Below are 24,322 nucleotides of genomic sequence, written 5' to 3' on the forward strand. Positions count from 1 at the left end.
AACTCCAGCCTAAAGACTGGAGTTTTTTTTAATGTATATTCAATTGTTATTTCAAATAAAAATTATATCCTACGATCACTGCACCTACCGATTCTTTCCCTACGACAGGACGATCATCGTAATATCCTCTGTCATACTTACCCGAGATACTTTGGTAGCCAAGATATAGCTCACCAGTAGGCATGTTATACATGAACTTTGGTAAAGCGTACAATCCGCCGTTAACATTTGAATTAGTAGAAATACCATATCCTAAATCCAGACCTACAGCAATCGGCGCACCGCTGAAAGAGTATTTACCGGAAACAGCTACGGGAATAAATCCAAAGTCATCTCCTTTTATACTTCCACCAGGATAATTGTAACTTTTACCAATAAAATGAGAATATCCTGTGGCAACTCCCAAATCGAAACCTTTTGCAATGTTCCATCTGTAAGCCGCATCAAGTCCTAATGTAAAGGGTGAATTACCTGTAGTCGGAGCTCCGATATGTGCTCCTAATTTAAATCCTTCCTGGGCATTAGAAAATCCAAAAACTGCAATAGCAGCTAGTAACAAAAACTTTTTCATAGTTTCAAAATTTTAAATTTTTCAAACTAATATTACCAAGTTTTATACCAAAACAAAAATTCTACTTTTTCTCACTGTTATTATAGGCTACAATGATTTTTTTAACAACAGGATGTCTTACAACATCTTCTTCTGTAAGATATACAAAGCCTATCTCGTTGATATCCTTCAGGATGCTCATCGATTCTTTGAGACCGGACTGTTGCTTTGGTGGCAAATCAATCTGACTTGGGTCACCAGTGATAATGAATTTGGCGTTCATTCCCATTCTTGTCAGGAACATTTTCATTTGAGAATGTGTAGTGTTTTGGGCTTCGTCCAGAATTACAAATGCCTCATCCAGAGTCCTGCCTCTCATAAAAGCCAATGGTGCAACTTCGATTACTTTCTTTTCCATATAGCCTTCCAATTTTTCGTGCGGAATCATATCTCGAAGTGCATCATATAATGGCTGCAAATACGGGTCTAATTTTTCCTTAAGATCACCAGGAAGAAAACCAAGACTTTCGCCCGCTTCTACCGCTGGTCTTGTTAAAATAATTCTTTTAACTTCTTTATCCCGAAGTGCTCTTACCGCTAAGGCAACACTAGTATAAGTTTTTCCTGTTCCGGCCGGACCAATTGCAAAAACCATATCCTTCTTTTCAGAAACCTGAACCAATTTCTTAAGATTAGTTGTTTTTGCTTTGATAGCTTTTCCATTAACACCTTTCACAATGATGTCCTGATCGAACACCAATTGTTTTTCGGAATCGTCTTTTAATTTCAAAATCGATTCGAGCTGCTTGATTTCTATAGAATTGTGCTTAGAGATGTAAGCCGTAATATCGTCTAATTTTTGTTTTAAAAGGTCTAGCGTTTCTCTGTTTCCCATTGCAAAGATGAAGTTGTCTCTGCCAGTGATCTTAAGGGTTGGAAAGCTGGATTTTATCAGATTGAAGTTCTGATTCTGAACACCGTAAAATGTTTTGGTGTTGATATCTTCCAGTTCATAATTGATTTCGAACATAAATAATATTAGTAGTTAATCTAACAAATATATGAATTGATTTGACATCTTATGCCTCTTTAAAAATTGAATTATATTAAATTTGCAACAAATCTTATCAAATGTCAGTCATTACTCTCACTTCAGATTACGGACTTGTGGATCATCGTGTTGCAAGCATCAAAGGTAAAATACTCAGCTGGAGCGAGGATGTAAAAGTAGTTGACATCACTCACAATATAATGGCTTACAATCTTTTGCAAACAGCCTATATTGTGAGAAATGCTTATAAATTTTTCCCGGAAGGCAGTATCCATATTATTTCCGTTGACAGCTTTCATCATAGATCAAGAAAAAATATCATCACCAAAATTGACGGTCATTATTTTATTTCCGCGGATAACGGAATCATTAATCTGATGTTTTTCGATATAAAACCGGAAGCTATCTATGAGATCACCCTGAATAACAGATTCGATGATAAAGTCTCTTTTCCTTCGACCGACATTTTTGTTCCTGCGGCAATGCATATCTACAAAGGTGGATTGCCAGAGGTGATTGGAAGAAAAATTAAGACAATAAAAGATATTTCTTTCCCTAAGGCCATTTATAACGAAGCTGAAAAAATGATTGTGGGTGAAGTGATGTATATCGATAATTTTGGAAATGTCGTTTCCAATATCAGTCGGAAATTCTTCGAAAAGTATGCAGCAATTAATGGAGAATTTACAGTAAAGTTTCGAAATATTGTTTTGACGAAAATTATGGAACAATACACCGATGTTGTAACTGACTGGAACAGGGAACAGGAATTCCATGGAAAATCATCAGTCATCTTCAATGATGCGGATCTGCTGGAAATCACCATCTATAAAGGCAGTGTCCTGAATGGTGCTTCTACCCTTTTTGGGATGAATACAGGAGAAAAAATCTATGTAGAATTTGTATAAAAAGTATCTTTGCAAAAAATCCGTAGATGCTTTACACGATTATCAAGGCAATTCATATTATTTTTATGGTAAGTTACTTTGCCGGGATTTTCTATCTCGTGAGATTGTTTGTTTATTATAAGGACACTGATGAATTCGATGAAATAAAACAGCGGATTCTCAGAAATCAATACACTTTTATGGCAGTCAGACTTTGGAATATCATTACTGTTCCGGCAGGGATTCTGATGTTATTAAGCGGATTGACGATGATTTATCTGAATTTTGGATTAATGAAAACACCTTGGTTTCATCTAAAACTGACATTTCTAGTTGGGCTCGGGATTTATCATTTCTGGTGCTGGAAACGCGTTAGGGAACTGAAAAACCTCAACGGAAACACGCTCTCAATCACGAATATCAAGCTTAGGCAATTCAACGAGATTGCAACCTTTATTTTATTCGCAGTTGTTTTTACAGTAATTCTCAAATATTCCGTTATACAATATTGGTGGCAGTTATTACTCGGGTTTTTCGGAATCATTATTCTGATAACGTCAATTGTAAAAATTGTCAACAGAAACAAGAAAAAATAAAACTATCAACTACAAACCATCAACTGACAACTAAATTATGATAGCAATATTCAAAAAAGAACTTTGGAATTTTTTCGGAAACTGGAGCGCGTGGATTATCATCGCTGCTTTCAGTATTATTTCCGCATTATTCCTGTTCTTCTTCGAGAACAATTTTAATATTTTCGAGATTGGAAGTGCAACCTTGCAAAGTTTCTTTGTGCTTTCACCTTGGCTTTTTATGTTCATCATTCCGGCAATCAGTATGAGAACTTTAGCTGAGGAAGAACAATCCGGAACCTTGTTTTGGTTGTTTTCTCAACCTGTAAAAATTACCGAAATCGTTGGCGGAAAATTCCTTTCCGTTTGGTTGGTTGGCATTTTATGTTTGTTGCCGTCATTGGTTTATTATTACACGGTTTATGTTTTGGGTGTTCCAGAAGGTAATATCGATGGAAGTATGACTTTTGGAAGTTATATCGGTTTGACTATTTTGATTGCTGCTTTTTCCGCAGTTGGGATTTTAGCTTCCTCGTTGTCATCGAACCAAATTATGGCTTATCTGTTGGGTGTTTTCCTTTGTTTTATTCTTTATTTTGGGATTGAGCAATTGGCGAGTTACAAATTGTTGGGAAGCGCAGATTATATTTTGCAGAATATCGGATTTTATCAACATTTTCTAGCTTTTACAAGAGGTCAAATTGACACAAGAGACGTTTGCTACTTTCTTTTCGTTATATTTTTGGGATTGGGATTGGCAAGTTGGTTTGTCTGGAAAAAGAAATAAAAATAAAAACATTCAACAGCAAGTATTAATAACTCAACGATGAGTAAAAAAGATACAATTTTGAGTAAAAAAGACTCATCGATGAGTAAAATCACTCTCCGATGAATAAAAAACACTCATCGAAGAATAAAAAACACTCATCGACGAGTAAAATCACTCAACGGAGTGTATAAAAGATTCAAAATTGAGCATCAAATACTTAAATGACAACTAAAAACTGTCAACTAAATAAAGATGAATAAAAAAAATAAAATCACTTTGATTATCATAGCTGTTCTCCTGATCATCGGGATGAGCGGCATCGTTTATAAACGCTTCGATCTGACGGCGGAAAAACGCTATACACTTTCTGATTCCACCATTAAAGTTTTGGAGCAGGTGAAAAAACCAATGACGATTGAGGTTTATCTGGAAGGCGATTTTCCGGCTTCTTTTAAGCAACTTTCGAATGAAACCAAATTTATGCTGGACGAATTCAGAAAAATCAATCCAAAAATCGATTACAAATTCCGTGACCCGATTGCTGAGAAAATCCCACAGGATACATTGAAAGGAATGGGAATGCAACCTTCGATTTTGCCTGATATGAAAGACGGAAAAATCTCTGAAATCGTTATGTTTCCTTACGCCGCCATCAAATATAATGGTTATGGAACTTCTGTTCCATTGATTGTCCAACAATCCGGAATTGATGCGGCGACACAACTCAGCAAATCGATTGAAAATCTTGAATATAACTTCGCTTCCACTATCAAAGGAATGACGGAAGAAACGGCGAAGAATATTGGTTTCTTGGTGAACCAGCAAGAATTGAGTCCGGATGAATTCCGTGGATTTTTGGATTTGGCAATGGAGAATTACAACATTGGACCGGTAATTCCGGAAAACAAAACCGAATTATCTATGGCTGATGTTCCAAAACTGAAACAAATGGACGCTCTGGTTATTGCAAAACCAAGAAAAGCTTTTACTGATAATGAAAAAGTGATTCTCGACCAATACATTATGAATGGCGGAAAAACACTTTGGATGATTGATGCAGTCAATGCTGAAATGGACACCCTTTTCCAAGCCAAGAAAATAATGGCTTACCCGATTGACCTTAATCTGACAGATTTTATGTTCAATTATGGACTGAGAATCAATCCAGCTTTGACCAAGGATATGAAAAAATCAGCGTTGGTAAGAATTGTTTCTGGTGAAGTTGCCGGTAATCCACAGTATAGCAGTTTCCTTTGGCCTTATTTCCCTTTAGGAATCGCTGAAACCAAAAATCCGATTACGAAGAACATCAATCCTGTAAAATTCGAGTTTCCAACTTCGATTGATACGCTGGGAAGGCCAAATATCAAAACCAAAGTTCTTTTCGAATCCAGCGAAAGAACCACTAGCAAAACTGTTCCGAATTATGTTGCCCTTTCGGAAATCGTAAGAACAGATAGCATCGGCGAAATGGAACGCCCAACTCCACCGAAGATTTTTGCAGTGGCTTTGGAAGGGAAATTCAAATCTGCATATGCGACAAGAAGCGAGAAGAATTCTTACCCGGGATTTAAAGCGCAAAGTCCTGAGAATAAAATGCTCGTAATTGCTGACGGAGATATTGCCAGAAATCAAATCTGGAAAGGACAACCTCTTCCTCTGGGTGAAGATTTGCTGACCAAAGAACATTACGGCAACGCACAATTTTTGAGAAATGCTTTGGATTACCTGTTAGACGACAGCAATATAATGGAACTAAGAGACAGAACAATTGAAGTGAGATTGCTCGACAGACAAAGAATTGATTCAGAAAAATCCGACTGGCAATGGTTCAATCTGCTTCTACCTTTGGGAATTTTAGGAGTTTTGGGAGCTGGATTTTATTTCTTGAGAAAGAAGATGTTTTCTTAATGTATGTTTAAAATTAAATAATTGAACCACAAAAGTCACAAAAGAAAATCAAGTACAGAAAATTTGTAAAAGAGCAAAAAAGATAATTTAAATAATATGTTCTTTTTTGAAAATTTGAAAAATTTAAAAAGATGATAGCTTTTGTTACTTTTGTGGTTTAGAAGAAATTTTTAAAAAATGAAAAACCTTTTACTAGCTTTAATTTCGGGTGTTTTGTTAGCCATTTCGTGGCCTACTTACGGTATTCCGTTTTTTATATTTTTTGCCTGGGTTCCGCTTCTGATGATGGAACATAACATTGCAAAATTCAGCAATATCAAAAAGAAAAGCTTGGCGGTTTTTGGTTTTTCCTATCTTACTTTTTTGATTTGGAATTGGGTTACAACGGGTTGGCTTTACAACTCGCAATTACCTGACGGAAGCAAATCTCTTTTGGCAGTTCTGTTTCCTGTATTAACCAATTCATTTTTTATGGCTTTGGTTTTCCTGGCTTATCATTTTTATAAGAAAAGTCAGGGAACCTATTTCGGATTGGTCTTTTTTGTAGCGATTTGGATGGCTTTTGAGAAGCTTCATCTCGTTTGGGAATTTACCTGGCCTTGGCTGAATTTCGGAAATGTCTTTGCAGAATATCATCAGTTTGTTCAGTGGTATGATACTTTGGGTGCAACAGGCGGAAGCTTCTGGATTCTGATTTGTAATGTTTTGGTATTTTATACGATAAGAATTTGGGAAGCTGGAAGAATCAGAAAATCTTTGATTAAAAATGTTTTGATGACAGCAGGTTTTATCATTCTTCCAATGGTCATTTCTTTGGTTAAATATTATAATTATTCAGTAAAACCAATCGGAACAATTAATGTTACAATGCTTCAGCCAGCGTTGGATCCTTATACCGAAAAATATCAAAAAGACAGTTTGACGATTGAAAGTGATTTGCTGAAATTGGCTACAGAAAATTCGGTTTTACAAAGCGATAAAAAATCAAAAATCGATTTATATCTTGCTCCGGAAACTTCACTCCCGGGAATTGGTGGTTTCAGCGAAAGAGGTTTTAATAATAGTTTGTTGATTAATAATATCAAAGGTTTTCTTTCCCAACATCCGAAATCTGTTTTCTCTGGCGGAATTTCCAGCTATTATGTTTATAGAGAAGACGAAGAAAAACCTGCAACAGCAAGTTATCTCGACAGACAAGGCATTTGGGTGGACGAATATAATTCTGCAATCCAAATCATCCCGAATCAGCAACCGGAAATATATCACAAAGCAATGCTCGTTCCCGGCGTTGAGATTTTTCCTTATATCAATTTCTTCAAACCAATTTTAGGAGATGTAATGTTGGATTTGGGAGGAACAACACGTTCTCTTGGAATTTCCAACGAACGAAAAGTTTTTGCCAATCCTTACAACAAATCTGTAATTGCGCCAATCATTTGCTACGAAAGTATTTATGGAGAATTCGTGACTGATTATGTCAAAAAAGGAGCAAATCTTCTGACTATTGTAACTAATGATTCCTGGTGGGGATATTCGCAAGGACATAAGCAATTGCTGGTTTATGCAAAACTTCGGGCAATAGAAACCAGACGCGAAATTGCAAGAGCAGCGAATAGTGGAACAAGTGCTCACATCAATTCCCGAGGCGATATTGTAGACGAATTACCTTACGGCGCAAAAGGCGCATTAACCGCAAAAGTCAATCTGATTGACAAAGAAACGTTTTATACCAAAAGCGGCGATTTCCTTTCCAGAATTTGTCTTTTTGTGATTGGAGCACTGTTGCTTTTTATCCCTGGAAGAAAGTATTTGACGAGAAAGAAATAAGTTTGAGCGTTTGAGTGTTTGAGTGTGAGAGTTACTTTTAAACCCTAACGCCCTAAAACTCTCTGACTCTTAAACTCAAAGATTCGGCAAATACCTTTCCTTAATAATATTCAAATGATGAATGTTGTGACCGACGGTTAATTTCCCGATGGTTTCCACTTTGATGTCATTTCCATTTACAATTCCAATCAATTGAAGTGCTTCTTCGGGAAGATTTTTAAAGAATTTAATTGATAATTTTCTGGTTAATTTAAATTCTTTAATCAGGCTTTTCAAAGTCCTGCTGTCTGCATAAGAATTATCTGCCCAAGCTTCTTCATCAAATCCCGAAACCAAAGACTGATCTTTTCTGGAAAATCTCAATGCCCGATAAGCAAATACTTTTTCTGTATCGATAAGATGTTGCAACAATGTTTTCAAACTCCACTTTCCTTCTGCATAAGCGTAATTACCTTGTTCCTCGGAAAGCGACTCATAGATTTGTAAAGTTTCATCAGAAGCAATTTTCAATTCTTCAATCCATTGCTCAGAGGGAACCAAATCCAGATAGCGCTGTATATATTTCTCGAATTCTGTCATCGTTTAGTTGATTGTTCTTGGTTGATTGTTGATAGGTTTATCAGATTGGGAAACGTTGTCAGGCTGAGGCTCTCGAAGCCTTTCAATATTAATAGAATCAATAATCATTTATTATTCATCATTTATTTATGAATCCACTTCCCACTCATAAAAATTCACGTCATCATATTTTTTGAAACCCACACTTGGATATAATTGGTTGCCAATCCTATTTTCTTTCCCTGTTTCTAGATACATTCCGCAAGAGTTTGATGTTCTGCAAAGTTCTTTCGCCCTTTCTATCAAAGCTTTTGAAAAACCTTTTCCACGGGAATTCGAATTAACATACAGGTCGTTTAATAGCCAGTAACGTTTCATTCTTGTTGATGAAAAAAGCGGATACAATTGCGTGAACCCCACCAATTTTCTTTCATCTTCAGCTACGAAAATCTCTGAATCTTTTTTCTCCAGTCTTTCAGATAAAAATTGCTGGGCTGCGGATAAATCAGACGTTTTATGATAGAACATTCTATATTCATCAAACAATTGTGAAAGCTGAACCAAATCGCCCTGAGTCGCTTTTCTGATATTATTCTTCATCTTCATATTGCTCCAGATAATAAGTAAATGTAAACCCTTCAACCTCATCTTCTGCGTCCTCCAAAGTCGTGAGCAAGTCTTCAAATAATTCCAATTGTTCAACGCTCATATTCACAAATTCGAGATGAAGCGGCATTTCCAGTTCTCCCGAAATCACATCAAACAATGCGTCCAGATTGTCACCAAAATATTCCGGCAATTTCAATTTTGATTTCAGTTGTTCGTAAAAGTCTTCATAATCGCCAATGTCGACGAAATCTATATATATTTCTTTCATTCTAAGTTGATAGTTGTTGGTTGATAGTTGATGGTTGTCAGGCTGAAGCTCTCGAAGCCTTCCCTATTTTTATTGTTTCTCAAACGATTGATAATGATTTTTCGTGAGCCAAACATCGCCATTTTTAGTAAAGACAATTCGGTCTGCTCCACGGTTTCCGCAATCGTAATTAACATCTGCTTCGTAGTATTGTTCGCCTTTTGGCAATTGCTTTTCACGATTACTGAATTTATCTCCACCAATTGCTTTTCCTGGCAAAACCTCACAGAGATTACCTTTGGAAGGATTCCAGCCTTGGCTTTTTGCTTCAGATTTTGTGATGTAAAAATCGGGTAATTTGTGATTGGATTTTATGTAAGCAACCACTTTGTCATCGTGTGTTAATTCTTCTATCGAATTATCGTTGGACTGATTTTGATATTTTTTTTCAGGTTTTTTAGGCGAATCAGAATCTTCTTTTCCTGATTCATTATAATTATCTATATGCGTAGTTTCCTGAGCATGTTGATTTCTCTTCTCAATTTTATAATTTGAAATCAGATACATTGTCAATATTCCGGCGAATGCTCCGATGAGAAAGAAAAACAGGGTTTTCAGTTTTGGATTCATTGTGAAAAATTTCTATGCTAAAATAATGAAAACCTCGATTCTTAAAGAAGAAAAAACAAATTTTAAAAAAAAATTGTGCTTAACCTAATTTTTCTATATTTGGGCACAAAGATAAAAATATGGAAACCCAAACTATGGATAACTTAAAAATGATAGCCGAAACGGCCAAAGATTTCGCTGAAAAAAATATTCGCCCCAACATTATGGATTGGGACGAGAGCCAGACTTTTCCAGTAGAATTGTTTCATCAATTGGGAGAATTGGGCTTCATGGGAATTGTAATTCCCGAAGAATATGGCGGTTCTGGTCTTGGTTATCAGGAATATGTGACCATTTTGGACGAGATTTCCCAGGTTGATCCTTCTATCGGATTATCCGTTGCAGCGCACAACTCACTTTGCACCAATCACATTTATGAATTCGGGAATGAAGAGCAGAGAAAAAAATGGCTTCCTAAACTAGCTTCTGGAAAAGTAATCGGTGCTTGGGGATTGACAGAACACAACACAGGTTCTGACTCTGGCGGAATGTCCACCACAGCTGTAAAAGACGGAGATGATTGGATTATCAACGGTGCAAAAAACTTTATCACACACGCTATTTCCGGAGACATTGCCGTTGTAATGACAAGAACAGGAGAAAAAGGGGCAAAAAATAACTCTACCGCTTTTGTTTTGGAAAAAGGAATGGCTGGTTTTACTTCCGGGAAAAAAGAAAACAAATTAGGAATGCGTGCTTCCGAAACTGCAGAATTGATTTTCGATAATGTTCGCGTTTCGGACTCTCACAGATTGGGCGAAGTTGGAAGCGGTTTCAAACAGGCAATGAAGATTTTGGATGGCGGTCGTATTTCTATCGCAGCTTTGAGTTTGGGAATTGCAAGAGGTGCTTACAAAGCAGCTCTTAAATACGCTCAGGAAAGACATCAGTTCGGAAAATCGATTTCAAGTTTTCAGGCGGTTAACTTTATGTTAGCTGATATGGCAACAGAAATTGATGCTTCAGAATTACTAATCAGAAGAGCATCTGACCTGAAAAATGCCAAACAAAAAATGACACGCGAAGGCGCAATGGCAAAATTGTATGCTTCTGAAGCTTGCGTTAGGATTTCTAATAATGCGGTTCAAATCTTCGGTGGTTATGGTTACACGAAAGATTTCCCGGTTGAAAAATTCTACAGAGATTCTAAATTGTGTACGATTGGCGAAGGAACTTCTGAAATCCAAAGATTAGTGATTGGAAGAGATATTACAAGTTAATTATAAACCTTAATTTTAAAATAAATACAAATGATTAAACAAGCACTATTAGGTGAGTTTCTGCACGAAGCAGAAAGCACAAGAAAACTTTTGAAAGCAATTCCGGACAGCGCTTTAGACTGGAAACCGTCTGAAAAGAATTGGACGACCGCAGAATTGGCTTCTCATATTGCCGAAGTCTATAATTGGTACGAAGTCACCTTCAATCAGGACGTTTTTGATATGGGAACATACCAATACGACAAAGGCGACATATCCAAATCTGGAAATATTGTTGCCAAATTTGAAGAGAACTTTAAATTAGCCCAAAAAGCGATTGAAAATTCCAACGAAGCAGCTTATATGAATGAATGGAAAATGCAGGCTGGAGGAAAAGATATTTTTCCACCAATGCCAAAAATTCAGGTCATAAGAGGTTTCCTTTACAACCATCTTTATCATCACAGAGGTGAGCTGATTGTTTATCTGAGAGCAACCGGAAACAATGTTCCCGGATTATATGGTCCAACTGCGGATGATAAGTTTTAAAGATTTGAATCCTGATATTATTTCATACAATCAAAATTTTGAATCTGAAGATAAAAAGATTGCAGATATACTTTCCGAAGAAATCTGCAAACATTTTCCAGAAGCAGAGAATAAAATCTGGCACGCTCATCCTGTTTGGTTTCTCGATGAAAATCCAATTGTTGGTTACAGCAAACAAAAGAAAGGAATTCGATTGATGTTTTGGAGTGGAAAAGATTTTGATGAAGAAAAGCTCAGTGTAGAAGGCAAAAAATTTCAGGATGCTTCTATTTTTTATAATGATTGGAATGAAATTAATAAAGAAGATTTAAAACGCTGGTTGGAAAAATCCGGAAAAATACAATGGGATTATAAAAATATTGTAACACGAAAAGGTGTGTTGGAACGATTGAAGTAATAAACATCAACTCAAAAATATTTTAATTTTATTAAATGCTGTCTCCTTGGACAGCATTTTTTATATTTGTTAAAATTTTAGAAAATAATGGATAAATTAGATAGCCTGAATCAGGTAGCCGAATTTCACAAAACCTTCAACGCCCCAATTCTTGACACGCCGCAGATTCCTTCAAAAGAACGTGCAGATTTGAGAGTCAGTCTTTTGCAGGAGGAACTGGACGAGCTGAAAAAAGCCATCGAAGACAATGATTTGGTAGAAGTGGCCGATGCACTTTGTGATTTGCAGTATGTTTTGAGCGGTGCTGTTTTGGAGTTTGGCTTGGGAGAAAAATTTGTGGAATTGTTCAATGAAGTTCAGCGTTCTAATATGTCCAAAGCTTGTGACAACGAAGTTCAGGCTCAGGAAACTGTAGAATTTTATAAAGCCAAAGGAACCGATGCTTATTACGAAAAATCCGGCAACAAATACAATGTTCACAGGGTTGCAGACAACAAAGTTCTGAAGAACAAATATTACTCTGCAGCTGATTTGAAAGACATCATCAATAAGTAACCACAATAGACACAAAGATTTCACCAGGCTCACAAATGAAATTATTAAGTTTTGAAATTGTGCTCTTTGTGCAAAAACTTCGTGAACCTTGTGGTTAAAAAACAAAACATAATGAGAAAAATCTCAATATTATTAGGCATCATTGCCTTGACAACGGTTAATTCCTGTGCGGAAAGAGTGATTGTCAACCGAGAAGTAGAATCCAAAAATGACGGTAAAATGTTGTTGGGAACGCAGACGCTTGACCAGTTTAGAAAAGAGCCGTTCAAAACCTGGTTTGATGAAGAATATAACCGTTATCAGGTTGACCAAACGGGCTTAGCAGAACTAAAAAAAGAAAAACTCAATTCTTACAGTCTGGTAGTTTTTGTTGGAAGCTGGTGCGAAGACAGCCACAGAGAATTCCCAAGATTGATTAAGATTTTGGACGCGTTGAAATACAATACCGGCAAAATGCAGATCATCGCTGTGAATCGCAAAAAAGAATCCCCTGCTGGTGAAGAAGGATTGTATAATATCACGCGCGTTCCAACGATAATTGTCAAAAAATACGGCAAAGAAATCGGAAGGATTACAGAAATGCCGGAAACAGGCTATTTGGAAAGAGATTTGCTAAACATTCTGAAAAAAGATAATTCAAGTTTGTTTAAATAATAATTTGGGCAGCTTTATCCGCCTTCCACTCCCGCTACCTCGCCAAAGGCGGGTGAACTCCGTTCAAGTCGGGCTGAAACAATTCAACGTTTAAACATTGCTGATAAATTCTAAATCAATGAATAAATATACAGGTTTACTTTCCTTTATTTTTGGGATTATTCTCACGATTTTTGTTTTCTTGTCGTGGAGAAGCTGCAATAAAAAAGACGAAGCAGCTTTGGTCAATCAGGATTATTATCTGATTACGAATCAAATCCAGAAAATGAACAAAATGGTCGTTCTAGAACAGGATTTTTCTAGTTTTCAAACACATAAAAGTTCAGCAGCAAGTATCGCAGGATTCGATATTTTACCAAGAGAAATGGTTCTTTATACGACTGCAAAAGCTCAGGTTTCCTACGATTTGAAGAAAATGAAAATCGATGTGGACACGGTCAACAAAAAGGTTATTATTGATGAGCTGCCGCAGCCGGAAATTAAGATTTTCCCGGATGTGAAAATTCATTTTATGGATGATTATGCGGTTAATAGATTCAAACAAAGCGATATCAATGGCATTATGGAATCCGCTAAGAAAAATATAACAAAAAGCGTTAATCAGGAACAACTGAAGCAAGAAAGCAAAAAACAACTGAAAGAAAATCTTAACGAAATTTTTATTTTGGCAAAAGCCTTGCATTATTCGATAGAAGACAAAACAAACACGTTCTCTTCTAAAGAATTATAAAAAATTACCGTTATGAATCCTGATAAAAAGACTGAAAACAACAATTCTGCCGAGAACAAAAAGCAGAATGAAGATTTCAAAAATATCCCTGCTGCATCTGACAAAAAAAATCCACCTGACATCGACAAAAATGATGTGGATAAAAGTTCGAAAATTAATAAGGACGGAAAAACAGACAACACCGATGAATAACAAGATTCGGAAAAAACGCAAGTAATCCTTTCAAAATTTGAAAGGATTTTCTTTTTTGTTTAAGAAATAAAGCTTACATTTAATACTGAAAATCAAAAGTTTATTAATTATAGTTTTCACTGTGTTTTAAAGTTCTGTTTCACCAAAAATCATCAGTTATGTCTTATCTTGTCATAGGGCTTTTCCCAAATCAGGTGGAAGTTGACAAAGTCCTCTCAAAATTAGAAAGCGCAGGTTACTACGATTATAGTATTTCTCATTCCGAAAAAGAAATCCTTAATGACGTAGATATAGAAAAGAAAAACGGCTTCTGGAATTGGTTATTTGATGACAATCATCTTGACAGAGCCCGTTTCGAATACGCAAGTATCGACCACAACACGATAACCGTTCATCTGAAAACGGAACAGGACGCCCACATCGTAAGAGATATTCTTGACAACAATGGCGCAGTGAATGTTGAAGAAAAAACTCAGGATTATATGACTGAAAATTACTCTATTTTTCCTAAGGAATATGTGATTTCTGAAAGTAAAAATGCAAAAATCATCGCAAAGGCAAAAAACAATCTGTTTTTCACCAACAATAGAAGGCATCATCTGCACGAAAATTGGATTGCCGAAGAACCCGACGGATTGGGTTTTAAAATTAATTAAACTATTATTCCAAACTAACGGTTTTTTAAAATTTGTATAGCCTTCTAATTTTTGGAAGGCTTTTTCATATAGAAATCAGGGGTTTTAACCCAAGACATTTTAGGTTTAATTATTAAAAATTTGTTAAAATCTATTCAATCTACTTTTCTGCCACAATTTTTGTTTGGTTTAGACAAATATGTTTAACACCAAAAAATATTATTATGTCTTACACTGTTTTTGGACTATTCCCCAATGAAAAGGAATGCAATGAGGTCCTTACCAAATTAGAAAATGCGGGATTTTATGATTATACGATCTCTCATACAGAAAAAGAAGCACTGGAAAGTGTGGATAACAAGAAGAAAGGATTTTGGCATTGGCTTTTTGACAACAGCACTTTGGAACAAGACCGTTACGAATACGCTAGCGTTGATAGTGATACCGTAACAGTTTATGTTGACAACGAAGATGATGCAAACGCTGTGAAAAACATTTTGGATGAAAACGGCGCCATCGACATCGAAGAAAAAACCAGAGATTATATCTCGGGAAAGTACGCAGACACCCACCACGAATATCCGATCTCCGACAGCAAAAGAGCAAGAATTATCGCTAAGGCTAAAAATGATCTATACTTCACAGACGAGAGGCAGGCGGCTTACGCTCCGGAAAAAGGGATGTCTGACGAGATGGATTCGCAAGGTAAAAAAGATTAAAAACCATACATCCTGATATATAACTTTACATAGTGATAAGGACTGAGATTTTTCAGTCCTTATTTTTTGTAATTAATTAACTTAAATGCAAATTATCTCGTGTCCTATTTCCTGAAATTTCGTAAATTTGCAAACATTATTTTTAAACCATTATGCTAAAAATTACACTTCCTGATGGCAGCATCAGAGAATATGAAGGAGCAGTTACTCCACTACAAGTTGCGCAAAGTATAAGTGACGGTTTGGCAAGAAACACGATTTCTGCTATCGTAAACGGACAACAGACAGAAGTAGAAACCACGATAACGGAGGATTCTACAGTGCAGCTTTTGACGTGGAATGACGATATGGGAAAAAAAGCATTCTGGCATTCATCCGCTCACTTATTGGCTCAGGCAATTATGGAGTTTTATCCTAACGCCAAGTTGACAATCGGGCCTGCAATCGCTAACGGATTCTATTATGATGTGGATTTCGGAGGAGAGCCTTTGTCTGAAAAAGACTTTGAGAAATTAGAAAAGAAAATCTTAGAAAACGCTAAGAAAAATTCTACTTTCAACCTGCGTGAAGTTTCTAAAGCAGAAGCTTTGAAGGAATATGCAGACAATCCTTTCAAAACTGAATTGATTGAAAATCTGACTGATGGCGAAATCACTTTCGTAACGCACGACAACTTCACAGACCTTTGTAGAGGTGGTCACATACCATCAACAGGAATTGTGAAAGCTGTGAAGATTCTTAATGCAGCCGGAGCTTACTGGAGAGGCGATGAGAAAAATCCCCAGTTGACAAGGGTTTACGGGATTTCTTTCCCTAAACAAAAAGAATTAGCTGAATATCTCGAAAAACTTGAGGAAGCTAAAAGAAGAGATCACAGAAAGCTTGGTAAAGAATTAGGCATTTTTGCATTTTCTGAAAAAGTAGGTGCAGGTCTTCCACTTTGGTTACCAAAAGGAGCAGCATTGAGAAAAAAATTAGAAAATTTCTTATCCGAAGCTCAGAAAAAACAAGGTTACGAATTCGTAATTTCTCCACATATAGGAGCTAAAGAATTGTATGTAACTTCGGGACACTGGGACAAATATGGAGCAGACAGCTTCCAGCCAATTAAAACACCTAACGAAGGAGAAGAGTTTTTGTTGAAACCAATGAACTGTCCTCACCACTGTGAGATTTACAAAGCACAACAATGGTCTTACAAAGACTTACCAAAACGTTATGCAGAATTCGGAACTGTTTACAGGTATGAGCAATCCGGAGAATTACACGGCTTGACAAGAGTTCGTGGATTTACCCAGGATGATGCCCACCTTTTTTGTACGCCAGACCAATTGTTACAGGAATTTGAAAAGGTAATTGACCTTGTGTTATATGTTTTTGGATCACTTGGATTTGCTGATTTTACAGCACAAATTTCATTGAGAGATCCTGACAACAGAGAAAAATATATCGGTTCCGATGAAAATTGGGAAAAAGCAGAAAATGCCATTGTTACAGCAGCAAAATCCAAAGGACTTAAGACTGTTACTGAATATGGCGAAGCGGCATTCTACGGTCCTAAGTTAGACTTTATGGTGAAAGATGCCCTAGGAAGAAGCTGGCAACTGGGAACAATCCAGGTTGATTACAATTTACCGGAGAGATTTGATCTTTGGTATAATGGCAACGATAACGAAAAGCATAGACCGGTAATGATCCACAGAGCGCCATTCGGTTCTATGGAGCGTTTCATTGCGATTCTAATTGAAAACACTGCAGGAGATTTTCCTCTTTGGCTGAGTCCTGAGCAATTCACAATCTTGCCTATTAGTGAAAAATATGCAGATTATGCAAAAAAAGTTTCACAATTATTAGAAAATCACGATATTTGCGGCTTAATAGACGATAGAAACGAGAAAACAGGCAAGAAAATTCGTGATGCCGAATTGAAAAAGCTACCATTTATGCTAATTGTAGGTGAGAACGAGGAAAGTAATGGTACAATTTCTGTTAGAAAAAGAGGCGAAGGTGACCTAGGAGAAATGAGCGTTGATGCGTTTATAACATACTTTAAACAACAGGCAAAACCAGATTTTGAATTAGGTGGAAACCAATAGAACCTTAGAACAAATATTAATTTTAAAATTTTAAAACCATAGCACTAAAAAGAAACAACAGCCGAGGTCCGATGAGACGCCCAGTCCAGGAAGACCTTCATCAAATCAATGATAAAATCCGAGCAAAAGAAGTACGTTTGGTTGGAGAAAATGTTGAACCCGGAGTTTATCCGTTGGCAAAAGCTTTAGAAATAGCAAGAGATCAGGAATTGGACCTTGTGGTTATTTCCGATAAGGCAGAACCTTATATCTCCCGTATCCTGGATTATAAAAAATTCTTGTACGAGCAAAAGAAAAAGCAGAAGGAATTAAAAGCCAAGCAAGTAAAAGTAGTTATAAAAGAAATCAGATTTGGACCTCAAACTGATGATCACGATTACGAATTCAAGAAAAAGCATGCTGAAAAATTCCTGGAAGAAGGCTCTAAACTGAAGACTTATGTATTCTTCAAAGGGCGTTCTATCATCTTCAAAGATCAGGGAGAAATTCTTCTTTTGAAGTTAGCTCAAGATCTAGAACACGTTGGAAAAGTTGACCAGCTTCCTAAGCTTGAAGGAAAAAGGATGATTATGATGATGAGTCCGAAAAAGCCTGCAAAATAAGATTACAGAATATCTTTATTCAATATATTAACCTCGAATTTAAATTTGAGGTTTTTGTTTTTTTACTTTGAACATTTTTTAGTAATTTTGCAAACTATTATTCCTAATTATCCTTAGGAAGTAAAAAGTGAATATTGATAACAAATTATAAAAAGCAGAACAATGCCAAAATTAAAAACGAAATCAGGTGCTAAAAAGCGTTTTGCTCTTACCGGAACTGGTAAGATCAAAAGAAAGAATGCTTTCAAAAGCCACATCTTGACAAAGAAAGAAACTAAGCAGAAGAGAAATCTGACGCAAACTTCTTATGTTGCTAATGTGGACACAAAAAGTGTTTTGAGACAATTAGCAATTAAGTAGTTTTTATAAATCTATATTCGGTTTATAAGAATTCGAAACAAATTCAACAATTTAACCCTGAAATGGAGCCACTAAGAGTAATGAAATAATTACCGCACATTTCAAAAAAACAATTAACATTATGCCAAGATCAGTAAATGCTGTAGCGTCCAGAGCGCGCAGAAAAAAAGTACTTAAGCAAGCTAAAGGTTTTTTCGGTAGAAGAAAAAATGTTTGGACTGTAGCTAAAAATGCGGTTGAAAAAGCAATGCAATATGCTTACCGCGGAAGAAAAGAGAAAAAAAGAAACTTCAGAAGCCTTTGGGTAACGCGTATCAACGCTGGTGCCAGAGAGCACGGGATGTCTTACTCTCAGTTTATGGGGGCTCTTAAGAAAAACAACATCGAGCTTAACAGAAAAGTTCTTGCAGACCTTGCAATGAACCACCCTGAAGCTTTCAAAGCTGTTGTAGATCAAGTAAAATAATTACAAATCTTTGTTATCAATATAAAATCCTGAGAAATATCTTAGGATTTTTTTATTTTTGCCAAAATTCTTATAATATGATCAAAAGATCTACAATAATCTTTACACTTTTTATACTCACTTCTATTTTAAGAGCCCAGACTTTTATCCAAGCTTATCAAGACAGAGCTAATAAAGTTTCACAAACCAACATTAATTCTTATTTACAAGAATTTGAAGCTCTAGGTGTCAAAAGAACCGGAACCACACAAAATACCAATGCTTTTAACTGGATAAAAAATAAATATATTTCTTTAGGTTATACAACCGCAGATTTTTTTGAACATTCCTGGACTGCAAATGGTTATTCTTCTAAAAATCTTATTGTTACAAAAACAGGAACACTTTATCCTAATAAATTTGTAATTGTCTGCGGACATTTTGATTCGATTAATGGTCCCGGAACCAATGACAATGGAAGCGGAACATCCATAATTCTGGAAATAGCCAGAATTCTAAAAGATGTTCCAACTGAATATTCGATCAAATTCATCCATTTTTCCGGAGAAGAACAAGGACTTTTGGGAAGCTCAAGATATGTTTCCCAAATCGTAAATGGAACTAGTCCGAAAATGGACATCAAAGTAGTAGTCAATCTGGATCAGGTTGGCGGACTGGCAACAAAAGCCAATACCAAACTGTATCATGACAAAGATCAAAGCAATCCGTCAAGCAATAATGCAGCGGCTGCCATTGCGGTTCAGGAATTAGCTAACTGTACTTTATTATATTCTCCGTTAGCGGTAGATTTTGACCCGGCAGAAAGCACAGATTATGTCCCATTCCAGCAAAATGGAGAAATCATTACTGGATATTGGGAATATGAAGGCGGTTATAACAATCCTTATGTTCATACAGCCAATGATTTGTATGTCAATATGGATCCTGTTTATGTTTTGAATGTTGGTAAATCAGCTGTGGGTTCAATACAACATTTTTCTGTTGCTTCTAAAAGTATCCTAGTTGTCGAGAATGCTTCTGCTTCAAAGATTTTGGAAGCAGTACAATTTTACCCCAATCCTGCAAAAAACATATTGAATTTGAAAATCGATAACTCAATCAAGAGTTTTACATTCGAAATCACTGATATGAATGGAAATCAAATTTTATTTAATACGGAAAACAATCATCAGATTGATATTTCACACCTCCAACCGGGCGTTTACCTTGGAACTGTAACTGCAGATAAGGATAAAGTCACGAAAAAAATTATTATTGAATAATTAAAATTATCTTTTAAATATTAATCCCGAGAAATATCTCGGGATTTTTTTATGACAAATATTGGAATGCGAAATACACCAAAAAACATTAGATTTGTTCTTAATAAAAATTAGTATCTATGTTTGTAAAAAAACTAGCAACAATATCATTACTCAGTATTTCCACAGTCTATTTCTCTCAGGAAAAAAACCTGAAAAACATTACAAAACTCACCTTTGGCGGAGATAATGCCGAAGCCTATTTCTCACCCAACAGCAAAATGCTTACGATGCAGGTTACCAATCCCGCAATTGGTGCAAAATGTGATCAGATCTATCTATACAATCTTTCTCAAAAGCCTGCTGGATCCAACCTTAAATTAGTATCCACAGGAAAAGGAAGAACGACCTGCTCTTTTTTTATGCCCGACGGTAAACATATCATCTACGCATCAACACATAAAGCAAATCCGGAGTGTCCGCCAAAACCGGCACCCAGAAAAGACGGCAAATATCTCTGGCCGATCTATTCCGATTTTGAAATTTATGAGGCAGACCTTAATGGAAACATTACAAAACAATTAACAGATTCTCCAGGATATGATGCGGAAGCTGTGGTTTCTCCTGACGGAAAAAAGATTGCCTTCACCTCTACCAGAAGCGGCGATCTCGAAATATGGATAATGGATATTGATGGAAAAAACCTGAAGCAATTGACCCACGGTTTAGGTTATGACGGCGGTGCATTTTTTTCTCACGACAGCAAAAAATTAGTTTTCCGTTCTTCCCGTCCTAAAACCGAAGAAGAGATAAAAGAATATAAAGAATTACTGGCTGAAAATCTCGTTGCGCCGACAGCAATGGAGATTTATACAATGAACATTGACGGAACAGATCTGAAGCAAATCACAAATCTGGGTAAAGCTAACTGGGCACCTTATTTTCATCCTTCGGATAAAAAAATAATTTTCTCGTCCAATCATCATTCTACAAGAGGATATGATTTCCAGTTATATATGATTGATACCGACGGAAAAAATCTACAACAAATTACTTACGAAAGTGAATTCAATGCGTTTGCTATGTTTTCTCCTGACGGAAAAAAATTAGTTTTTGCAAGTAACAGACAAGGTGAAAAGCAACATGAGACCAATGTTTTTATTGCAGATTGGGTAGACAGTGATCCTGCAGAATTAGTTAATGAAGATAATCTGAAGAAGCACATCTATTATCTGGCTTCTGATGAACTGAAAGGAAGGCTCACGGGTTCTGAAGGCGAAACAAAAGCCGCCAACTATCTTTCTTCCGAATTCAAAAAGCTGAGACTGAAGCCTTACGCAGGAAAAGATTTCATTCAAAATTTTGAATATGATGTCAAACTTAATCCTCATGATGACCAATCTTCTGTAAAAGTTAATGGTAAAAATGTAGTGGCTGTTCTTGACAACAAAGCGAAAAAAACAATGGTGATCGGTGCACACTATGATCACCTTGGACTCAACGAGCACCACAACTCTACTCTTGCCAATTCGGATGGACAAATCCATAACGGCGCCGATGACAACGCTTCCGGAACTACTGCAGTTCTGGAATTAGCGAGAATGTTCTCTCAAAATAGAACTAAGGAAAATGTGAACTATATTTTTGCTTTATTTTCTGGAGAAGAGGACGGGTTGATGGGATCTAAAAAAGTAGCGGAAACCATCAAAACAACCTATCCAAATACAATTTTTATGATAAATATGGATATGGTCGGCAGACTGAATAAGGATAAAGATCTTACTGTTGGCGGTGTTGGAACTTCTCCCATTCTATCAGATCTGGTGAAAAAATATAAACCGGCCGGGGTTAACCTAGCTTTGGACGAATCGGGAGTTGGTCCGAGTGATCATACCTCTTTTTATCTGAAAGACATTCCTGTGTTGTTCTTTTTCACAGGAACACATAATGATTATCACAAGCCGAGTGATGATGCGGATAAGATCAATTATCCCGGAGAAAAAGTGATTACCAATTATGTTTTTAATCTGGCAAATGCGTTAGCTAATGAGAAAGAGATACCATTCACTAAAACAAAAGTCACTACAACAAAAGCCGTCCCGAAATATAAGGTAACACTTGGGATTATGCCAAGTTATGCCGACAGCAAAGATGGAATGTTGATTGACGGCGTGATGGACAACAGACCTGCGGCTAAAGCCGGTATAGAACAAGGTGATGTTCTTACAAAAATCGGAAAATGCGAGGTAAAGGAAGTGTATTCTTATATGGATTGCCTTGCAAAGATCAATTCCGGTGAGGATCATCCTGTAACGGTGAAACGTAACGGCGAAGAAAAAGTTTTCAATGTGAAATTTTAAACATCAAAAAACCCGACTGCATTCAGTCGGGTTTTTTATTAATTACAAAGTTGATATTATTTCTTAATAAACTTTTGAACGATATCAGTTCCCTTTATTTTGAGCAGGTAAACACCTTTGTTAAGACCGGAAACATTAATTACATTGTTATTATCATTTATGCTTTGTTCAGAAATCTTTCTTCCATCTAAGCTATAGATCTCAGCAGTTTCTGCTTTTTTGAATTCCATTGAAACCGTTAGTTTCTCAGTTACCGGATTCGGATAAACTGAAACAGAGTTTTTAGAAACATCCGAAACAGCAAGGATTGTACACTGATAAGCAGGAAGTGTATAACCGCTTGTCACAAACTCTTCCGTGATAGTAGCTACATCACCACAAGTAAAACCATAAGTTCCAACCATATCAATAGCCGCCTGTCTCACCGCAATAGCTGCAGTCTGCTGATTAGAAGAAGAATTGGTCATGCTGAGTCCCTCAAGAAAAATACGGTCAGTTTTTTCCTTACCAATTCTGTTATAAATTCGCATCAACGCCGTCGCCCAGATTTGTCCATCGGTATGAATAGTGCCTGTAAGTCCCGACGGATACTTTTTGGTATAGTTCGTTATCCTGCCATTCCAACACTCGTTGTGTCCGTCCCAACTGAACATCCAGTTGTACTGAGGTTCATTCGAAGCCCATTGGTTAAGGCTTCTGCTATAAGACATGGCCCAATAGTCTCCCGAGCCTTCTCCTAAACCTTGCGAAGAAGAAGATTTCAGTCCTGTTATCCAATAATGAATAGCGTGTCCAAACTCATGTAAAACAACATCTGCATCTTCGGCATCATCCACGCAGCCTTCTCCAAAAGCCAATCTCTGTGAACTTGGGATAAAATGAGAATTGTCGTCACCACCCAAACCGTGCGGATCAAAAAGTAGGATGCCGTTGTTCAGTGTCGATTTACAATTGATTCCCAGGGTTTCGTTGATATAAGCCATGCTTCTGTCCAGATGATAAAAAGCATTAACAGCTTCGAATCCCTGATCGTTCCTGTTAAAAAGAAAATCAGGAGAAGCTTGTGTGAACAAACCTGTTGAAGGTGATTCGAAATCTGCCACCTGTACATATTTGCTTTTCAGGCTATACACTCCGTTTGAAAAAGTAATGTCTGGTAAAGCAACCAGGCTCCTTGCAGCATCAAGGCTTGCATTGGTGGCATCATTATTATCAACATAGTCTCCGCCATAGGAAACGTGTGCTCTGGATAGTGGATCCGGATCAAAGATATAAGCTGTTCCGGCAGCTTTCATCTCTGCAGGTTTTTGCTTTGGCTTTTTCTTCCGGTTATCATCGTGATGATAATTGGCAATATCCTGAACTCTGATTACTTCTCCGGAATGTGCATCTACCATAACCTCCCAATCTCCGGGTGTCTCGTAAGAATTGATAATGACTCTATGCACCAGTTTAGTTTCTCCTTCATTTGTAAGAAAAACATAAAGATCATTTTCCTGATGTGTAATTTCACCGGCGATATGGGCGGCGGCTTTTGCTTTTTCAAAAGCATTTTCCTTACTGTATGAAGGAGTCGTATCAATTTGTTTCAGTTTTTTGGAAACAGAAACTTCCGTTGCATAAGTGATGTCGCCTTGCTTATTAAAATGAATAGCAATATCACCTTCATAGACAGGGACACCATTAATAGTTTGCTGAAATCTTAAAGTTTCCCCGGACTGGCTTTTTCTTGAAGAACGAAAATCAAAATGATCATTTGAGGTTGTCCCGATTTTATTTGAGTTTTTTGAGATCCAGTCTTTTGCCTTGACTTGTAATTCCGTAGTCTGTGCCTGGTAAATCGTAGAAAATGTCAGTGCAAATCCTGTAATAAGAGTAATTTTCAAATTCATAAATATTATTTTAACACACAAC

At 36.6% G+C, this 24,322-nt stretch carries 27 protein-coding genes; 20 read left to right on the forward strand and 7 right to left on the reverse strand.

Annotated elements, in window-relative coordinates; all coding sequences use genetic code 11:
• Positions 1 to 46: 46 nt before the first annotated feature.
• Both AC5P2S_RS13975 and AC5P2S_RS13980 read right to left on the reverse strand, forming a co-directional pair.
• The gene (locus AC5P2S_RS13975; protein WP_494555300.1) at positions 47 to 571 is read right to left on the reverse strand and encodes a hypothetical protein; all 525 of its coding nucleotides are present in this window, start codon (positions 569 to 571) and stop codon (positions 47 to 49) included.
• Between the two features lie 61 nt (positions 572 to 632).
• On the reverse strand, positions 633 to 1,580 hold the full coding sequence (locus AC5P2S_RS13980; protein ID WP_283417173.1) for a PhoH family protein: 948 nt from the start codon (positions 1,578 to 1,580) through the stop codon (positions 633 to 635).
• 101 nt (positions 1,581 to 1,681) lie between these two features.
• On the opposite strand from AC5P2S_RS13980, the gene AC5P2S_RS13985 reads away from it, so the two are divergent.
• The 5 genes from AC5P2S_RS13985 to lnt all read left to right on the forward strand — a co-directional run bounded on the left by AC5P2S_RS13985 (position 1,682) and on the right by lnt (position 7,570).
• Complete coding sequence (locus tag AC5P2S_RS13985) at positions 1,682 to 2,509, forward strand: SAM hydrolase/SAM-dependent halogenase family protein (protein ID WP_494555301.1); 828 nt, start codon at positions 1,682 to 1,684, stop codon at positions 2,507 to 2,509.
• 26 nt (positions 2,510 to 2,535) lie between these two features.
• Positions 2,536 to 3,084: a CopD family protein gene (locus AC5P2S_RS13990; protein ID WP_494555302.1), complete on the forward strand. Its 549-nt coding sequence runs from the start codon at positions 2,536 to 2,538 to the stop codon at positions 3,082 to 3,084.
• A 37-nt stretch (positions 3,085 to 3,121) separates the two neighbouring features.
• Complete coding sequence (locus tag AC5P2S_RS13995) at positions 3,122 to 3,850, forward strand: ABC transporter permease (RefSeq protein WP_494555303.1); 729 nt, start codon at positions 3,122 to 3,124, stop codon at positions 3,848 to 3,850.
• 234 nt (positions 3,851 to 4,084) lie between these two features.
• On the forward strand, positions 4,085 to 5,743 hold the full coding sequence (gene gldG, locus AC5P2S_RS14000) for a gliding motility-associated ABC transporter substrate-binding protein GldG (RefSeq protein ID WP_494555304.1): 1,659 nt from the start codon (positions 4,085 to 4,087) through the stop codon (positions 5,741 to 5,743).
• A gap of 177 nt (positions 5,744 to 5,920) precedes the next feature.
• On the forward strand, positions 5,921 to 7,570 hold the full coding sequence (gene lnt / locus AC5P2S_RS14005; RefSeq protein WP_494555305.1) for an apolipoprotein N-acyltransferase: 1,650 nt from the start codon (positions 5,921 to 5,923) through the stop codon (positions 7,568 to 7,570).
• Positions 7,571 to 7,645: 75 nt separating this feature from the next.
• On the opposite strand, the gene AC5P2S_RS14010 is transcribed toward lnt, so the two are convergent.
• From AC5P2S_RS14010 to AC5P2S_RS14025, 4 genes are all read right to left on the reverse strand, one after another.
• Positions 7,646 to 8,149 (reverse strand): DinB family protein, encoded by a 504-nt coding sequence (locus tag AC5P2S_RS14010; protein WP_494555306.1) that lies wholly within the window; start codon positions 8,147 to 8,149, stop codon positions 7,646 to 7,648.
• Positions 8,150 to 8,275: 126 nt separating this feature from the next.
• Positions 8,276 to 8,728 carry a GNAT family N-acetyltransferase gene (locus tag AC5P2S_RS14015; RefSeq protein ID WP_494555307.1) on the reverse strand — a complete coding sequence of 151 codons (453 nt, stop codon included), beginning with the start codon at positions 8,726 to 8,728 and terminating at the stop codon, positions 8,276 to 8,278.
• Positions 8,718 to 9,005, reverse strand: a complete 288-nt coding sequence (locus AC5P2S_RS14020) for a barstar family protein (protein WP_494555308.1) — start codon at positions 9,003 to 9,005, stop codon at positions 8,718 to 8,720. Before AC5P2S_RS14020 ends, AC5P2S_RS14015 begins: the two co-directional genes overlap by 11 nt.
• Positions 9,006 to 9,074: 69 nt before the next feature.
• Positions 9,075 to 9,614, reverse strand: a complete 540-nt coding sequence (locus AC5P2S_RS14025; RefSeq protein ID WP_494555309.1) for a ribonuclease domain-containing protein — start codon at positions 9,612 to 9,614, stop codon at positions 9,075 to 9,077.
• 119 nt (positions 9,615 to 9,733) lie between these two features.
• On the opposite strand from AC5P2S_RS14025, the gene AC5P2S_RS14030 reads away from it, so the two are divergent.
• The 15 genes from AC5P2S_RS14030 (at position 9,734) to AC5P2S_RS14100 (ending at position 22,408) form a co-directional block, all read left to right on the forward strand.
• Positions 9,734 to 10,873 (forward strand): acyl-CoA dehydrogenase family protein, encoded by a 1,140-nt coding sequence (locus AC5P2S_RS14030; RefSeq protein ID WP_494555310.1) that lies wholly within the window; start codon positions 9,734 to 9,736, stop codon positions 10,871 to 10,873.
• Positions 10,874 to 10,903: 30 nt separating this feature from the next.
• Positions 10,904 to 11,401, forward strand: a complete 498-nt coding sequence (locus tag AC5P2S_RS14035; RefSeq protein ID WP_283417161.1) for a DinB family protein — start codon at positions 10,904 to 10,906, stop codon at positions 11,399 to 11,401.
• Positions 11,388 to 11,798 carry a DUF1801 domain-containing protein gene (locus AC5P2S_RS14040; RefSeq protein ID WP_494555311.1) on the forward strand — a complete coding sequence of 137 codons (411 nt, stop codon included), beginning with the start codon at positions 11,388 to 11,390 and terminating at the stop codon, positions 11,796 to 11,798. Before AC5P2S_RS14035 ends, AC5P2S_RS14040 begins: the two co-directional genes overlap by 14 nt.
• An 87-nt stretch (positions 11,799 to 11,885) precedes the next feature.
• Positions 11,886 to 12,353 carry a pyrophosphohydrolase domain-containing protein gene (locus AC5P2S_RS14045; protein ID WP_494555312.1) on the forward strand — a complete coding sequence of 156 codons (468 nt, stop codon included), beginning with the start codon at positions 11,886 to 11,888 and terminating at the stop codon, positions 12,351 to 12,353.
• A gap of 111 nt (positions 12,354 to 12,464) precedes the next feature.
• Positions 12,465 to 13,007 (forward strand): TlpA family protein disulfide reductase, encoded by a 543-nt coding sequence (locus tag AC5P2S_RS14050; RefSeq protein ID WP_494555313.1) that lies wholly within the window; start codon positions 12,465 to 12,467, stop codon positions 13,005 to 13,007.
• 118 nt (positions 13,008 to 13,125) lie between these two features.
• Positions 13,126 to 13,737: a DUF4230 domain-containing protein gene (locus tag AC5P2S_RS14055; protein ID WP_494555314.1), complete on the forward strand. Its 612-nt coding sequence runs from the start codon at positions 13,126 to 13,128 to the stop codon at positions 13,735 to 13,737.
• Positions 13,738 to 13,749: 12 nt separating this feature from the next.
• Complete coding sequence (locus tag AC5P2S_RS14060) at positions 13,750 to 13,929, forward strand: hypothetical protein (RefSeq protein WP_283417156.1); 180 nt, start codon at positions 13,750 to 13,752, stop codon at positions 13,927 to 13,929.
• Between the two features lie 158 nt (positions 13,930 to 14,087).
• On the forward strand, positions 14,088 to 14,585 hold the full coding sequence (locus AC5P2S_RS14065; RefSeq protein WP_494555315.1) for a hypothetical protein: 498 nt from the start codon (positions 14,088 to 14,090) through the stop codon (positions 14,583 to 14,585).
• A gap of 203 nt (positions 14,586 to 14,788) precedes the next feature.
• Positions 14,789 to 15,283, forward strand: a complete 495-nt coding sequence (locus AC5P2S_RS14070) for a hypothetical protein (RefSeq protein WP_494555316.1) — start codon at positions 14,789 to 14,791, stop codon at positions 15,281 to 15,283.
• Positions 15,284 to 15,435: 152 nt separating this feature from the next.
• Positions 15,436 to 17,379 (forward strand): threonine--tRNA ligase, encoded by a 1,944-nt coding sequence (thrS, locus tag AC5P2S_RS14075; protein ID WP_494555317.1) that lies wholly within the window; start codon positions 15,436 to 15,438, stop codon positions 17,377 to 17,379.
• A gap of 71 nt (positions 17,380 to 17,450) precedes the next feature.
• Positions 17,451 to 17,981: a translation initiation factor IF-3 gene (infC, locus tag AC5P2S_RS14080; protein WP_494555318.1), complete on the forward strand. Its 531-nt coding sequence runs from the start codon at positions 17,451 to 17,453 to the stop codon at positions 17,979 to 17,981.
• A 162-nt stretch (positions 17,982 to 18,143) separates the two neighbouring features.
• Positions 18,144 to 18,341 carry a 50S ribosomal protein L35 gene (gene rpmI, locus AC5P2S_RS14085; RefSeq protein ID WP_283417152.1) on the forward strand — a complete coding sequence of 66 codons (198 nt, stop codon included), beginning with the start codon at positions 18,144 to 18,146 and terminating at the stop codon, positions 18,339 to 18,341.
• 121 nt (positions 18,342 to 18,462) lie between these two features.
• Positions 18,463 to 18,807, forward strand: coding sequence for a 50S ribosomal protein L20 (gene rplT, locus AC5P2S_RS14090; RefSeq protein ID WP_283417151.1), 345 nt, complete (start codon positions 18,463 to 18,465; stop codon positions 18,805 to 18,807).
• Between the two features lie 77 nt (positions 18,808 to 18,884).
• Positions 18,885 to 20,069, forward strand: coding sequence for a M28 family peptidase (locus tag AC5P2S_RS14095; RefSeq protein WP_494555319.1), 1,185 nt, complete (start codon positions 18,885 to 18,887; stop codon positions 20,067 to 20,069).
• A gap of 119 nt (positions 20,070 to 20,188) precedes the next feature.
• Positions 20,189 to 22,408 carry a M20/M25/M40 family metallo-hydrolase gene (locus AC5P2S_RS14100; RefSeq protein WP_494555320.1) on the forward strand — a complete coding sequence of 740 codons (2,220 nt, stop codon included), beginning with the start codon at positions 20,189 to 20,191 and terminating at the stop codon, positions 22,406 to 22,408.
• A 56-nt stretch (positions 22,409 to 22,464) separates the two neighbouring features.
• Here AC5P2S_RS14100 and AC5P2S_RS14105 read toward each other — a convergent pair whose 3' ends face one another.
• The gene (locus AC5P2S_RS14105) at positions 22,465 to 24,300 is read right to left on the reverse strand and encodes a T9SS type A sorting domain-containing protein (protein WP_494555321.1); all 1,836 of its coding nucleotides are present in this window, start codon (positions 24,298 to 24,300) and stop codon (positions 22,465 to 22,467) included.
• Positions 24,301 to 24,322 lie beyond the last annotated feature (22 nt).

Source organism: Epilithonimonas sp. 33E (genome assembly GCF_059372615.1).

Coding starts and splice junctions, on each gene's coding strand:
- AC5P2S_RS13975 (WP_494555300.1), bottom strand. CDS start 571: ATGAAAAAGTTTTTGTTACTAGCTGCTATTGCAGTTTTTGGATTTTCT.
- AC5P2S_RS13980 (WP_283417173.1), bottom strand. CDS start 1,580: ATGTTCGAAATCAATTATGAACTGGAAGATATCAACACCAAAACATTT.
- AC5P2S_RS13985 (WP_494555301.1), top strand. CDS start 1,682: ATGTCAGTCATTACTCTCACTTCAGATTACGGACTTGTGGATCATCGT.
- AC5P2S_RS13990 (WP_494555302.1), top strand. CDS start 2,536: ATGCTTTACACGATTATCAAGGCAATTCATATTATTTTTATGGTAAGT.
- AC5P2S_RS13995 (WP_494555303.1), top strand. CDS start 3,122: ATGATAGCAATATTCAAAAAAGAACTTTGGAATTTTTTCGGAAACTGG.
- gldG (WP_494555304.1), top strand. CDS start 4,085: ATGAATAAAAAAAATAAAATCACTTTGATTATCATAGCTGTTCTCCTG.
- lnt (WP_494555305.1), top strand. CDS start 5,921: ATGAAAAACCTTTTACTAGCTTTAATTTCGGGTGTTTTGTTAGCCATT.
- AC5P2S_RS14010 (WP_494555306.1), bottom strand. CDS start 8,149: ATGACAGAATTCGAGAAATATATACAGCGCTATCTGGATTTGGTTCCC.
- AC5P2S_RS14015 (WP_494555307.1), bottom strand. CDS start 8,728: ATGAAGAATAATATCAGAAAAGCGACTCAGGGCGATTTGGTTCAGCTT.
- AC5P2S_RS14020 (WP_494555308.1), bottom strand. CDS start 9,005: ATGAAAGAAATATATATAGATTTCGTCGACATTGGCGATTATGAAGAC.
- AC5P2S_RS14025 (WP_494555309.1), bottom strand. CDS start 9,614: ATGAATCCAAAACTGAAAACCCTGTTTTTCTTTCTCATCGGAGCATTC.
- AC5P2S_RS14030 (WP_494555310.1), top strand. CDS start 9,734: ATGGAAACCCAAACTATGGATAACTTAAAAATGATAGCCGAAACGGCC.
- AC5P2S_RS14035 (WP_283417161.1), top strand. CDS start 10,904: ATGATTAAACAAGCACTATTAGGTGAGTTTCTGCACGAAGCAGAAAGC.
- AC5P2S_RS14040 (WP_494555311.1), top strand. CDS start 11,388: ATGATAAGTTTTAAAGATTTGAATCCTGATATTATTTCATACAATCAA.
- AC5P2S_RS14045 (WP_494555312.1), top strand. CDS start 11,886: ATGGATAAATTAGATAGCCTGAATCAGGTAGCCGAATTTCACAAAACC.
- AC5P2S_RS14050 (WP_494555313.1), top strand. CDS start 12,465: ATGAGAAAAATCTCAATATTATTAGGCATCATTGCCTTGACAACGGTT.
- AC5P2S_RS14055 (WP_494555314.1), top strand. CDS start 13,126: ATGAATAAATATACAGGTTTACTTTCCTTTATTTTTGGGATTATTCTC.
- AC5P2S_RS14060 (WP_283417156.1), top strand. CDS start 13,750: ATGAATCCTGATAAAAAGACTGAAAACAACAATTCTGCCGAGAACAAA.
- AC5P2S_RS14065 (WP_494555315.1), top strand. CDS start 14,088: ATGTCTTATCTTGTCATAGGGCTTTTCCCAAATCAGGTGGAAGTTGAC.
- AC5P2S_RS14070 (WP_494555316.1), top strand. CDS start 14,789: ATGTCTTACACTGTTTTTGGACTATTCCCCAATGAAAAGGAATGCAAT.
- thrS (WP_494555317.1), top strand. CDS start 15,436: ATGCTAAAAATTACACTTCCTGATGGCAGCATCAGAGAATATGAAGGA.
- infC (WP_494555318.1), top strand. CDS start 17,451: ATGAGACGCCCAGTCCAGGAAGACCTTCATCAAATCAATGATAAAATC.
- rpmI (WP_283417152.1), top strand. CDS start 18,144: ATGCCAAAATTAAAAACGAAATCAGGTGCTAAAAAGCGTTTTGCTCTT.
- rplT (WP_283417151.1), top strand. CDS start 18,463: ATGCCAAGATCAGTAAATGCTGTAGCGTCCAGAGCGCGCAGAAAAAAA.
- AC5P2S_RS14095 (WP_494555319.1), top strand. CDS start 18,885: ATGATCAAAAGATCTACAATAATCTTTACACTTTTTATACTCACTTCT.
- AC5P2S_RS14100 (WP_494555320.1), top strand. CDS start 20,189: ATGTTTGTAAAAAAACTAGCAACAATATCATTACTCAGTATTTCCACA.
- AC5P2S_RS14105 (WP_494555321.1), bottom strand. CDS start 24,300: ATGAATTTGAAAATTACTCTTATTACAGGATTTGCACTGACATTTTCT.